Annotated in this window: 10 protein-coding genes; 5 read left to right on the top strand and 5 right to left on the bottom strand. The window is 66.8% G+C overall.

The features are described from left to right. Nucleotides 1–2: 2 nt before the first annotated feature. From AZKH_RS18140 to AZKH_RS18125, 4 genes are all read right to left on the bottom strand, one after another. Nucleotides 3–1136, bottom strand: coding sequence for a branched-chain amino acid ABC transporter substrate-binding protein (locus tag AZKH_RS18140; RefSeq protein WP_015437248.1), 1134 nt, complete (start codon nt 1134–1136; stop codon nt 3–5). Between the two features lie 314 nt (nt 1137–1450). Beyond that, complete coding sequence (locus tag AZKH_RS18135; RefSeq protein WP_015437247.1) at nt 1451–2848, bottom strand: sensor histidine kinase; 1398 nt, start codon at nt 2846–2848, stop codon at nt 1451–1453. Then, nucleotides 2832–3503 carry a response regulator transcription factor gene (locus AZKH_RS18130; protein WP_015437246.1) on the bottom strand — a complete coding sequence of 224 codons (672 nt, stop codon included), beginning with the start codon at nt 3501–3503 and terminating at the stop codon, nt 2832–2834. The genes AZKH_RS18135 and AZKH_RS18130 overlap by 17 nt, the downstream gene beginning before the upstream one ends. A 27-nt stretch (nt 3504–3530) precedes the next feature. Further along, complete coding sequence (locus AZKH_RS18125) at nt 3531–4106, bottom strand: NapC/NirT family cytochrome c (protein WP_015437245.1); 576 nt, start codon at nt 4104–4106, stop codon at nt 3531–3533. A 144-nt stretch (nt 4107–4250) separates the two neighbouring features. Between AZKH_RS18125 and AZKH_RS18120 the strand changes: the two genes are divergently transcribed. From AZKH_RS18120 to AZKH_RS18100, 5 genes are all read left to right on the top strand, one after another. Continuing rightward, entirely contained in the window at nt 4251–5594 is a 1344-nt protein-coding gene (locus AZKH_RS18120; protein ID WP_015437244.1) for a hypothetical protein, read from the top strand. A 9-nt stretch (nt 5595–5603) separates the two neighbouring features. Beyond that, nucleotides 5604–5990 carry a cytochrome c family protein gene (locus AZKH_RS18115; RefSeq protein WP_015437243.1) on the top strand — a complete coding sequence of 129 codons (387 nt, stop codon included), beginning with the start codon at nt 5604–5606 and terminating at the stop codon, nt 5988–5990. A 264-nt stretch (nt 5991–6254) separates the two neighbouring features. Further along, nucleotides 6255–7880, top strand: coding sequence for a methyl-accepting chemotaxis protein (locus AZKH_RS18110; RefSeq protein ID WP_015437242.1), 1626 nt, complete (start codon nt 6255–6257; stop codon nt 7878–7880). 100 nt (nt 7881–7980) lie between these two features. Beyond that, complete coding sequence (gene chrA, locus AZKH_RS18105; protein ID WP_015437241.1) at nt 7981–9342, top strand: chromate efflux transporter; 1362 nt, start codon at nt 7981–7983, stop codon at nt 9340–9342. A 21-nt stretch (nt 9343–9363) separates the two neighbouring features. After that, nucleotides 9364–11169 carry an ABC transporter transmembrane domain-containing protein gene (locus AZKH_RS18100; protein WP_015437240.1) on the top strand — a complete coding sequence of 602 codons (1806 nt, stop codon included), beginning with the start codon at nt 9364–9366 and terminating at the stop codon, nt 11167–11169. 11 nt (nt 11170–11180) lie between these two features. Here AZKH_RS18100 and bla read toward each other — a convergent pair whose 3' ends face one another. After that, a complete protein-coding gene (gene bla / locus AZKH_RS18095) occupies nt 11181–12074 on the bottom strand; it encodes a class A beta-lactamase (protein WP_015437239.1) in 894 nt (297 codons plus the stop codon). Between the last annotated feature and the right edge of the window lie 57 nt (nt 12075–12131).

The raw sequence follows: 12131 nt of genomic DNA, 5'->3' as shown, positions 1-12131 counted from the left end.
AGTTACTGGATGGTCTGGATCGGCGCCCACTGGCCGCCGTTGAAGTTATAGACGGTGATCGAACCGCCCTTGATGTCGCCCTTGTCGTCGAAGGAGACCGGGCCGGTGACGCCCTGGTAGGAGACGGTACGCAAGTTCGGCTGGTACTTCGCCGGCTCGAACGAGTTGGCGGTCTTCATCGCCTCGATCATCGCCATCGTGGCGTCGTAGGCGTAGGGGGCATAGACGTGGATGTCGTTGCCGAAGCGCTTCTTGTACTGCGCGCGGAAGGCGGCGCCGCCGGGCATCTTGTCGAGCGGGATGCCGGCCTGGGTGCAGTAGGTGGTGTTGGAGAGCGCGTCGCCCGCCATCTTCAGCATCTCGCCGGTGCAGCCGCCGTCGCCGGTCAGAAATTTCGAGTTCATGCCGAGCTGCTTCATCTGGCGGGTCAGCGGGCCGGCCTGGGCGTCCATGCCGCCGAAGAACACGGCATCCGCGTTCATGGCCTTCACCTTGGTGAGGATCGCCATGAAGTCGGTCGCCTTGTCGTTGGTGAATTCGCGTCCGACCACTTCGCCGCCGGCGGCCTTCACCGCATTGGCGAAAGCGTCGGCGAGACCCTGGCCGTAGGCGGTGCGATCGTCGATGACGGCGATCTTCTTCGCCTTGAGCTCACCCACCGCGTACTTGCCGAGCGCGTTGCCCTGCTGCAGGTCGTTGGCGATGACGCGGAAGGTCATCTTGTAACCCTGCTGCGTGAGCTTGGGGCTGGTGGCGGACGGGGTGATCACCGGGATGCCGGCGTTTTCGTAAATGCGCGAGGCGGGAATCGACGCGCCCGAGGTCACGTGGCCGACGACGCCCTTGACGCCCGAATCGGCGAGACGCTGCGCGACGGTGGTCGCGGTACGCGGGTCGGCCTGGTCGTCTTCGCCGACCAGCTCGAACTTGACGGTGTCGCCGCCGATCTTGATGCCCTTGGCGTTGGCATCCTCGATCGCGAGGCGGGCGCCGTTTTCGCCGTCCTTGCCGAAGGCGGCGGCCGGGCCGGTCAGCGGGCCGGCATGGCCGATGCGTACGACGACTTCCTTGGCGTGGACGGCGCCGGCGGCGAGGCTCGCAGCGGCGAGGGCGAGAATCAGTTTGTTCAGCTTCATGTATGTCTCCTCCTTGTGGGCGGTGCGCGGGGTACTGCACAAGCACGGCGGAGACGAAGGGATACCGGCCGCTCGCGCGGCAACCGGTGAATCCACGATGGTCTGTCTCCTGCTTGTTTTTGTTGCAGCCGCTCGTGGGGGCGGTTGCGTGGAGGAGAATGTTACGGAGGGGACTGGGGAAATGTTTTTCGGCTTTTGCGGGTTTCACGCATGGCGGGGGAAAATTTTTCCTGATCCGGCGCGCAGGCGCGGCATTTCTTCCGGTCTCGTCTGGCGCGCTGCAACAAACTGCCTGGCGCCCCCCGTTTTGCGGCTTATACGGGCAAGGCTGCTGGGAAGCGGATACGGACGCGAAGTCCGTGCGGAGCGGCGGCCGCGAGCAAGACTTCTGCACGATGCACCTGGGCGATTTCGCTGACGATGGCGAGCCCCAGGCCGCAACCAGTCCCGCTGGAGCCCGGGATCCGGTAGAAGCGTTCGAAGACGTGCGTCGCATGTTCCGGCGCGATCCCCGGTCCGCTGTCCTCGACCTCCAGGAAGGGCTGGGCGCCATCGCTGCCGCAGCGGACGGTGACGACGCCCCCGCGCGGCGTGTAACGGATCGCATTGTCGATCAGGTTCGACAGGGCCTCCTGCAGCATCCATGACAGGCCGACCGTTGCCGCGGCGGATATTTCGAAGCCGAGGTCGATGTCCCTTGCCAAGGCGGCGTCGAGGAACAGCGACGCGGAGTTCTCAACGAGCTGTTCGAGCCGGACAGCCTCGAAGACGCGCGGTGCCGGGGTCGAGGCTTCGGTGCGGGCATATGCGAGGAGCTGGCTCAGCAGGTGACCGATGCGGCTGGTGGCCTCCTCGATATGGTCGAGGCGTTGGGGATTCTGTCCGAATGCGCCTTCGCCGACGGCGAGATCGAGTTGGTTCTGCAGGCCGGCAAGCGGCGTGCGCAATTGGTGGGCAGCATCGGCGATGAAGCGCTGTTGCACTTCCGACGCTTGCCGCAGCAGGACGAAAAGCTCGTTCAGGCGACTGAGCATCGGGCGGATTTCGATCGGCGATGCCGCGAGGTCGAACGCGTGCAGGTCGGTCACGGAGCGCGCGGCGATCTCGCGCTCGACCGCCTGCAAGGGCAGCAGGCCGTGGCGCACGCCGAACAGCACGGCGATCAGGGTCGCCGCAACCACCGCGAGGTTGGGCAACACCATCGCTGCAAGGATGCGCTGCCGCGACTGCTGGCGTTTGCCGGTGGTCTCCATCACCGTGATCAGCGGGCCGGAGGCGCCGTCCATGCGCAGGAGCGCGATCCGCACCGGCCGCTCCCGATACGCGCCGTCGCGGAACTGCACCCGGTTGGCGTCGGACGGCGCATCGAAGGCCGGCAGGCCGGCGTCGCCCGCGAGGAGTTCGCCGGCCGCGTTGCGCACGGAAAAGTAAAGCAGGTCCGGCGCATTGCTGCGCAGGATCGCCTCCGCCTCCTGCGTCAGGTCGATCCGGCCGGCGCCCTGCTGTTTGGTGACATAGGATTTCAGGTCGAACACGGTGTCGGCGAGGGCTTCGTCGTGGGCCGTGTCGGCGGTCTGACGGGCGACGCGGTAATCGAGCGCCGAACTCGTGACGACGATCAGCAGCAGCGGGATCGCGAGCGCGAGGATCAGGCGTCGGCGCAGGCCGAGCGGCGACCGCACGCGCGGCATGCGGTCAGTCAGCCGGCGCATCGACGCGATATCCGATGCCGCGGACCGTGCGGATCACGATCGCGCCGGGCGCGAGCTTGCCGCGCAGGCGCGAGACGTGCACCTCGATCGCGTTCGGCGTGATGTCCTTGTCCCAGCCGGCGAGGCTCTGCACCAGCTTGTCCTTGCTGACGACGGCCGGGGAAGCCATCAGCAGCATCTCGAGGATCGCCCATTCGCGGTTCGTCAGCTCGATCGGCTCGCCGTCGAGCGTTGCGGCGCGCGTCCGCGTGTCGAGCGCGAGCCCGTTGTGGCGCAGGCAGGCGTCGCTGACGGCATGGGCGCGGCGCAGCAGGGCGCGCATCCGGGCGGCGACTTCGGGCAGGCGATAGGGTTTTGTGATGTAGTCGTCGGCGCCGGCGTCGAGCCCGCGGACCGTGTCTTCCATGCTTTCGCGTGCCGTCAGCACGAGCGCCGGCAGTCGGTTGCCGCGCTCTCGCAAGCGACGGATGAATTCGAGCCCGTCGACGCCGGGCAGACCGATGTCGACCAGCGCAAGGTCGAAGCTCTCGCCGGCGACGAAGGCGTCGGCTTCCTCCGCGCTCGTCGCGACGTCCACGGTATAGCCGAGCTGCTGCAGGCCCTGCTTGAGGCCGTCCGCGACGAGCGCGTCGTCTTCGACAATCAGTATCCGCATGTACTTTGATGGAGAGCGCCGTGACGGCTATTGTTTCACGAGATCGAGCGGCTCGACGCCTCCGTCGGGCTCCTTGTGTGCGATGCCGAAGTGGCAGTCGATGCAGGTCCGCTCGCCGGACGCGAGTTTCTGGTGCTGCTTGCGCGCAGTCGTGCCCTGCTTGTCGGCGGCCATCGCCTCGACGTCGTGGCAGTTTCGGCATTCGCGCGAATCCGAGTCCTTCATCCGCTGCCACACGCGCTTCGCGAGCTCGAGGCGACGGGCTTCGAATTTCTCGCGCGTGTCGATCGTGCCCGCGAGATGCTGGAACACGTCATTCGACGCCTTGAGCTTGCGCACCATGGTGTCGACGAACTCGTGGGGCACGTGGCAGTCGGCGCAGGTGGCTTTCACGCCGCTGCGGTTGTGCGCGTGGATCGTGTCCTTGTACTCGCTGTAGTTGTTGTCCTTCATTTCGTGACAGGACGTGCAGAACTCTACGGTATTGGTGTGATCGAGCGCGACCTTGCCGGCGCCCGCGAGCAATGCCCCGACCAGTATCAGGCCTGCCGATCCCAGACCGAAGACGCTTGCCTTCCTGATCTTGTCGCTTCCCTTGTCCATGCCCCGTCTCCGTTCAGAAGTCGGCGAATGATCCACGGCTGAAGCTTGCGAATGCCTGACGAGCGGGCATGGACATTCGTCAGGCATTCGCAAGCTTCATAGTCCGAGAATCCGCCCATTCTCACCTGCGAAAGAGGAATGGATATGGAAGTATCATCGATGCGGAGCGTGCGTGCGCTGGCGGCGGGAATGCTGCTCGGACTCGCGGCGTCGGCGGCGCATGCGCTGCCGAGCTACGCGCGTCAGACCGGTTCGGAGTGCGCGGCCTGCCACGTCGGCGCCTTCGGCCCGCAGCTCACGCCTTACGGCAGGATGTTCAAGATCGGCGGCTACGCCGACACCGACGGCAAGGGCGGCAAGGTGCCGCTGTCGGCGATGATGGTCGCGAACTGGACGCGCACCGAAAAGGATGCCGCCGACGGCGACAAGATCAAGCACTTCGGTAGCAACGACAATGCCGCGATGCAGGAAGCTTCGCTGTTCCTCGCGGGCCGTCTCGCCGACAACCTCGGCACCTTCGTGCAGGCGACCTGGTCCGGCGTCGATCGCAAGAGCGCGCTCGACCAGGCCGACCTGCGCTATGCGCGCGCGGTGGAGCTCGGCGGCAAGGAGACGATGTTCGGCCTGTCGCTCAATTCGAACCCGACGCTCACCGATCCCCTCAATACGCTCGGCCAGTGGCGATTCCCCTACACCGCGTCGGACTTCAATGCCGGCTTCGGCCCGTCGCCGCTCGTCGAGAGCCTCGCGAGCGGCGTGATCGGCGCCAATGCCTACATGTTCTTCGACAACCACCTGTATGCCGAAGCGGGCCTCTACAACACGCTGTCGAAGACCACGCTCGACCGCATCAACGCCGATGACCCCGGCAAGTTCAAGGGTGTCGGCAAGTACTGGCGGCTCGCGTATCTCATGGACCGCAAGCGCGACAACTTCTCGGTCGGCTTGTCGGGGTTCGACGCCAACCTGCAGCCCGACCGCACGGACCTCGGCACCGGCGACAAGTACCGCGACATGGGAATCGACGCGGCCTACCAGTTCCTCGGCAATCGCGAGCACATCTTCACCGTCAACGCGAGCTACATGAAGGAATGGCAGACGCTCGACTACACCGCCGGCAAGCTGGGCGAAGCCGACAAGCGCGGCGGCAGCCTCGACCAGGTCCGCCTTGCGGCCTCGTACCACTACGCGCAGACCTGGGGCCTGACGGCGGGCTATTTCGACAGCCGCGGCAACCGCGACGCGACCCTCAACTCGAGCTCGCTGAACGGCAAGCCGAACACCTCGGGCTACATCCTGCAGGCGGACTGGACGCCGTGGGGCAAGGAAGGCTCCTGGGGCGCGCCGTGGGCGAACGTGCGCCTGGGCCTGCAATACACCGGGTACGAGCGCTTCATGGGCGGCTCGACCTTCCTGGATGCGGACGGCAACGAGCGACGCGCCCGTGACAACAACACCACGATGCTGTTCATGTGGATGTCGATCTGAGGTGGAATCATGACGTCGAGAACGCACATCATCGCCGCCGCCCTCTGCATGGGGGCGGTATTTGCGGCGCCGCAGGCCTGGGCCATCGGTGACGCCGGCAAGGGCCGGAACGTGTTCGCCGAGGAATGCGGCGACTGCCACAGTCCGGTTGTCGGGACGAACAAGAAAGGGCCGAGCCTGCATGGCGTCATCGGACGCAAGGCCGGGTCGGTGGCGGATTTTTCCGGCTATTCGGAGGCGATGAGGCAGTCGGGTATCGAATGGACGCCTGACCGGCTCGATGCCTATCTCCAGCTTCCGCGGAAGACCGTCGTCGGCGGCAAGATGAAGTACGACGGCCTGCCGAACGCGGCCGCGCGGGCCGACGTGATCGCCTATCTCATCTCGCTGAAATAGGGTGCGCGGGGCGGCGTTCTTGATCGATTCGATGGCATTCGCTACGTCGAATGGATTGCTGGCCATGTCGAAAACCGACGGCGTCGCGGCGCCACCCCCCGTTGCCGGTACCCGTTTCGGGGGCCGGTGCTTCCATGTCGGCATATGACTATCGTATGATGGCTCGTGTCGTCGGTTTCCCTGTGCCGACGTCGATCCTCCGTTCGGTCGTCTCTGGGTTCCCTGTCTGGAGCGGCGTTCTCCCCACTTCTCCAGAAGGTCCTCATGTTGTCGAGTCTGAAAATCCGCAACCGCCTGTGGTTGCTCGTCGGTACCGCGATGCTCCTGATTGCGGTCGTATCGCTGGCTTCCGCGTGGAACCAGCGCAACGAAACGATCAAGGAACGACGACAGAAGACCCAGGCGCTGGTGGAGAACGCGATGACGCTGATCCGCCACTACGGCGATCTCGCGGCGGGCGGAAAGATGGAGGCCGATGCCGCGCGCGAGCAGGCGAAGGCTGCGGTCGGCGCGCTGCGCTACGACGGCGACAACTATTTCTTCATCGTCGACACCGCCCACCACATGATCCGCCATCCGATGAAGCCCGAGCTCGAAGGCAAGGATCTGTCCGGTCTCAAGGACGCCAACGGCGTGTTGATCGTCGTCGAAGCGGTCGCGGCGGCCAAGCGCGGCAAGGGCGATTTCGTCGATTACATCTGGCCGCGCGGCGCCGGTAGCGCGCCGGTGCCCAAGGTGTCGACCAGCGCGCTGTATGAGCCCTGGGGCTGGGTGGTGACGACGGGCATCTACGTCGATGACGTTGCCACCGAATTCCGCGGCGCTCTGGTCCGCGCCGGGCTGATCTTCGTCGTCGCGGCGGGCTTCCTGCTGGCGCTCGCGTGGCGCATCGTCGTGTCGATCGTCCGTCCGCTCACGAAGGTGCAGCACATCGCCCAACGCATTGCCGACGGCGACTTGTCGCAGAACATCGAGGCGCGCGGGCGCGACGAACTCGCGTCGGTGCTGCAGTCCTGCAGTCGCATGCAGGCCGCGCTGCGCGAGATCGTCGGCTCGCTGCAACACAATTCGCAAGACATTGCCGCGATGAGCAGCCAGCTTGCGGCGGCGACGACCCAGCTCTCCCATTCGACGGAGGACCACGCTCAGGCCGCCGTGTCGATGGCAGCGTCGGTCGAGGAAATGTCGGTGTCGATCTCGCAGGTGTCCGACAGCGCCCGCGAGGTGTGCGATTCGGCAACCCGCTCGGGCGAGGCCTCCGTCGCAGGTCGCAACATCATCGGTGCGCTGGTGTCTGCCGACACCGACACATCCCGGTCCGTCCAGGCGACCGCCGAGAAGATCCGCGAACTCGGCGAGCTGACCGAACGCATTTCGTCGATCGTCGCCGTGATCCGCGAGGTGGCGGAGCAGACGAATCTGCTGGCGCTGAACGCCGCGATCGAGGCGGCGCGCGCCGGCGAGCATGGCCGCGGCTTTGCCGTCGTTGCGGACGAAGTGCGCAAGCTCGCGGAGCGCACCGCCAATTCGACGAAGGAGATCGCCGAGACGATCGGGCTGGTGCAGTCCGTGACGGCGGATACCGTCGGTAGCATGGAAAGGGTCGTTGCCGAGATGGACGGCGTCGCGCGCCTGTCGGACGAAGCGGGGCAGTCGATCCAGCTGATCGACGCACAGTCCCAGAACGTCCTCGTGGTCGTCGGCGAGATCACGAACGCGCTGAATGAGCAGTCCTCGACGAGCAACGACATCGCGCGCCGCGTCGAGCAGATCGCGCAGATGACCGAGGAAAACAGCGCGGCCGTGCGCCAGACGGCTTCGGCCGCACAGCAGCTGGAGTCGGTGGCGACGGTGCTGCAGGATACGGCACGGCGCTTCCGCGTCGCATAAGGGGAGGCGGAGCTCGACGCCCGCGGTGCCTCGTGGTGCACCGCGGAATCGTCGCGGCCTGTAGTATGAGGGGCCGACTGAGGCAAGGAGATCGCGTGCCATGACCCCATCCGAGGCCCTCGTTGTCGACACGGCGACCGCTCCCGAGCCGGTCGGCTTCTGGCAGGCCTTCGCGTTCTGGCTCAAGCTCGGCTTCATCAGCTTCGGCGGGCCCGCCGGGCAGATCGCGATCATGCACCAGGAGCTCGTCGAGAACCGGCGCTGGATCTCGGAGCGCCGCTTCCTGCACGCGCTCAACTACTGCATGGTGCTGCCGGGGCCGGAGGCGCAGCAGCTCGCGACCTACATCGGCTGGCTGATGCACCGAACCCGGGGAGGCATCGTCGCGGGCGGGCTGTTCGTGCTGCCGTCGCTGCTGATCCTGATTGCGCTGTCGTGGATCTATATCGCCTTCGGCGACGTGCCGGTCGTTGCGGGGCTCTTCTACGGCATCAAGCCGGCGGTCACCGCGATCGTCGTGCAGGCGGCGCACCGCATCGGCTCGCGGGCGCTGAAGAACAACCTGCTGTGGGCCATCGCCGCGGCGTCCTTCGTCGCGATCTTCGCGCTGAACCTGCCGTTCCCGGTGATCGTCGGCGCCGCGGCGCTCATCGGTTACGTCGGCGGTCGGGTCGCGCCCGAGCGCTTCAAGACTGGAGGCGGGCACGGCAAGGCGGACAAGTCCTTCGGTCCGGCGCTGATCGACGACGACACGCCGACGCCCGAGCACGCCCGCTTCCGCTGGAGCCGGCTTGCGCGCGTGATCGTGGTCGGCGCGCTGCTGTGGGTGGTGCCGATGGCGCTGCTGATGGCGACCTGGGGCTGGGGTCACACGCTGACGCAGATGGGCTGGTTCTTCACGAAGGCCGCGCTGCTGACCTTCGGCGGGGCCTACGCGGTGTTGCCCTACGTCTACCAAGGCGCGGTCGACCACTACGGCTGGCTGACGCCGGTACAGATGATCGATGGCCTCGCGCTCGGCGAGACCACGCCGGGGCCGCTGATCATGGTCGTCGCCTTCGTCGGCTTCGTCGGCGGCTATGTGAAGGCCTTGTTCGGGCCGGACGCCGTCTTCCTCGCCGGTGCGCTCGCGGCGACGCTGGTCACCTGGTTCACCTTCCTGCCGTCCTTCCTGTTCATCCTCGCCGGGGGGCCCCTGGTCGAGACGACGCACAACGACCTCAAGTTCACGGCGCCGCTCACCGCGATCACCGCCGCAGTGGTCGGCGTGATCCTCAACCTCGCAGTCTTCTTCGGTTACCACGTGCTGTGGCCCAAGGGCTTCGCCGGTCCCTTCGACGTCCCCTCGGCGCTGATCGCGCTGGCCGCCGCGGTCGCGCTGTTCCGCTTCCGCCGCAACGTCATCGAGGTGATCGCGGTTTGCGGGCTGGTGGGGTTGGCGGCGAAGATCCTGTTTCAATAAGCACTCGGGAAAGGACTCATAATGGGGCAAATGTCCGATCATGCCCCGGCCCCGGCAGCAAATCCCCGCCGCCTGTCCGCGCTGAAAGGCCTGTGGCCTTTCCTGCGGCCCTATCGCGCGCGGATGCTGTTCGCCTTCGTACTCTTGTGCCTCGCGTCCTCGACCATCCTGGTGATGCCGCTGGCGTTTCGCGACCTCGTCGACTTCGGCTTCACCGACCATCCCGAAGTTGGCGGAAGGCTGCTCGGCGGTCTGAGCGTCGACGAGCAGTTTCTCGCGCTGTTCGGCCTCGCGAGTGCCTGGGCCGTGGCGGTTGCGTCGCGCTATTACACGGTGTCGTGGATCGGCGAGCGGGCGACCGCGGACCTGCGCAGCGCCGTCTATGCGCGCGTGCTCTCGCAGTCGCCTCAGTTCTTCGAGACGCTGCAGACCGGCGAAGTGCTGTCGCGGCTGACCGGCGACACGACGCTGATCCAGACCGTGGTCGGCAGCTCCGTATCGATGGGGCTGCGGAGCTTCTTCCAGTTCGTCGGTGGCATGGTGATGCTCGCCGTCACGAGCATCCACCTCTTCTCGCTCAACCTCGGGCTGATGGCGATACTGACCCTGCCCATCATGCTGATCGGTCGGCGCGTCCGGCGCCTGTCGCGCGAATCGCAGGACCGCATCGCCGACGCCTCGGCCCTCGCCGGTGAAATCCTCAATGCGATGCCGACGGTGCAGGCCTACACACAGGAGCGCTACGAGGCGGGCCGTTTTGCGTCCGCGACGGATGCGAGCTTCGTGACGGCCGTGCGCCGCACTCGCGTGCGTGCCGCGCTCACGGCCCTGATCATCACCGCCGTGATGGGCACGATCATCTTCGTGCTGTGGGTCGGCGTGCAGCAGGTGCGCACCGGCGCGATGACGCAGGGCCAGCTCGCGTCCTTCGTCCTCTACGCCGCCCTCGTCGCCGGCGGCGTCGGCACGATGGCGGAAGTGTGGGGCGATGTGATGCGCGCGGGCGGTGCCGCGGAGCGGCTGTTGGAACTGCTGCACGCCGATCCGGCGATCCGCGACCTTGCGGAGCCGCAGAAGCCCGCCAACCCACGCCAGGCCGCGATCCGCTTCGAGCACGTGCGCTTCTGCTATCCGGCCCGCCCGCAGACGCGGGCGCTCGACGATATCTGCCTTGAGGTCGCGCCCGGCGAAAGTGTCGCGCTGGTCGGGCCGTCCGGTGCCGGCAAGACCAGCATGTTCCAGCTGCTGCTGCGCTACTACGAGGTCTCGGGCGGCAGCATCCGCCTCAACGGCCAGGACATCCGCGAACTGCGTCTGCATGAGCTGCGCCAGGGGATTGCGATCGTGCCGCAGGATCCGGTGATCTTTTCCGCCGACGTGATGGAGAACATCCGCTACGGCCGCAATAGCGCGAGCGATGCGGAAGTCGTCGAAGCGGCGAAGGCGGCGCTCGTCGACGAGTTCGTCGTCCGCCTGCCCGAGGGCTACCGGACCTTCCTCGGCGAGCGCGGCACGCGGCTGTCGGGCGGCCAGCGCCAGCGCATCGCGATCGCCCGCGCGATCCTCAAGGGCGCGCCGCTCCTGCTCCTCGACGAGGCCACGAGCGCCCTCGACGCCGAGGCCGAGATCCTCGTCCAGCAAGGCCTCAACGCCGCGATGCAGGGGCGCACGACGCTGATGATCGCCCACCGGCTCGCGACCGTGCAGAAGGCCGACCGCATCGTCGTGATGGAGCACGGCCGTATCGTCGAGATCGGCACGCCGGAGGACCTGCGCCAGCAGGGCGGCCTGTACGCGCGGCTGGCGGCCCTGCAGCTCGACATCTGAACTGAGCTGACTTACGCGACGATGTCCTGGATGAGGGTTCCCACCGCGGCGAGCGCGGCGTCGCGTTCGTGGCTCGCGGCCTCGCTTTCGGCAAGGTAGGCGGCAACGAGGATCGGCGCGCGATTGGCAGGCCAGATCACGCCGATGTCATTCGCGGCCGTGCCGTTCGTGCCCGTCTTGTCGCCGATCCGCCAGTCTCCCGGCAGGCCCGCCTTGAGCCGCTTCCCGCCGGTCGTGTTTGCCAGCAGCCACTGCTGCATGCGCAGGCGCGAGGCCGCGGAAAGCGAGTCGCCGAGCACCAGCATTTGCATCGTCGAAAGCATCGCCCGCGGCGTCGTCGTGTCGAGGAGCTTATCCGCATGCCCTTCGTTCAGCTGCGGTTCGAAGCGGTCGAGGCGGGTGATGCCGTCGCCGAGCAGCCGCGCGTAAGCGGTCAGCGCGGGCGGTCCGCCGTAGCTCGCGAGGATCAGGTTCGCGGCCGTATTGTCGCTGGTCGTGATCGTCGCTTCGCACAGCTCCCCGAGCGTCATTCCGCGTCCGTCGGCGTGCTTTTCGGTGATCGGCGACCAGGGGACGAGATCGTCCTTCGTGTAGGCGATGCGACGGTCGAGCGACTCCTGGCCCACGTCGACCCGGTGCAGCACCAGCGCGCTCGCGAGCAGCTTGAACGAGCTCAGCATCATGAAGCGCTCGTCCGAGCGATAGCCGTATTCCTGGCCCGTCGCCGAGTCGAAGATGTGGATCCCGAGCCGCCCCTGGGCTGCGGTCTCGAGCTCGCGCAGCCGTGCCTGGATCGCCTCGGTCCCTTGGTCCGCTTCGCTTGGAGCCGCCGCCAGGGCGCGGGCGGATACGCAGCCGAGCGCGGCCGCCGACGCAAGCGACGAAAGAAAATGTCTCCTGTCCAATTCTCCCTCCCTTGTTGTGCTTGTTCGGGAATCCGCCTCCGGGTATCCCGGGCTAGG

The sequence above is a fragment of the Azoarcus sp. KH32C genome, assembly GCF_000349945.1.
Lineage (GTDB): Bacteria > Pseudomonadota > Gammaproteobacteria > Burkholderiales > Rhodocyclaceae > Aromatoleum.
Note: the sequence above shows the minus strand (reverse complement) of the source record. Positions and strands in the feature narration are given on the sequence as shown.

Excerpts from the sequence above, each read along its gene's own strand:
- AZKH_RS18130 (WP_015437246.1), bottom strand. The coding sequence starts at position 3,503 with ATGCGGATACTGATTGTCGAAGACGACGCGCTCGTCGCGGACGGCCTC.
- AZKH_RS18100 (WP_015437240.1), top strand. The coding sequence starts at position 9,364 with ATGGGGCAAATGTCCGATCATGCCCCGGCCCCGGCAGCAAATCCCCGC.
- AZKH_RS18125 (WP_015437245.1), bottom strand. The coding sequence starts at position 4,106 with ATGGACAAGGGAAGCGACAAGATCAGGAAGGCAAGCGTCTTCGGTCTG.
- AZKH_RS18110 (WP_015437242.1), top strand. The coding sequence starts at position 6,255 with ATGTTGTCGAGTCTGAAAATCCGCAACCGCCTGTGGTTGCTCGTCGGT.
- AZKH_RS18120 (WP_015437244.1), top strand. The coding sequence starts at position 4,251 with ATGGAAGTATCATCGATGCGGAGCGTGCGTGCGCTGGCGGCGGGAATG.
- AZKH_RS18115 (WP_015437243.1), top strand. The coding sequence starts at position 5,604 with ATGACGTCGAGAACGCACATCATCGCCGCCGCCCTCTGCATGGGGGCG.
- chrA (WP_015437241.1), top strand. The coding sequence starts at position 7,981 with ATGACCCCATCCGAGGCCCTCGTTGTCGACACGGCGACCGCTCCCGAG.
- AZKH_RS18140 (WP_015437248.1), bottom strand. The coding sequence starts at position 1,136 with ATGAAGCTGAACAAACTGATTCTCGCCCTCGCCGCTGCGAGCCTCGCC.
- AZKH_RS18135 (WP_015437247.1), bottom strand. The coding sequence starts at position 2,848 with ATGCGCCGGCTGACTGACCGCATGCCGCGCGTGCGGTCGCCGCTCGGC.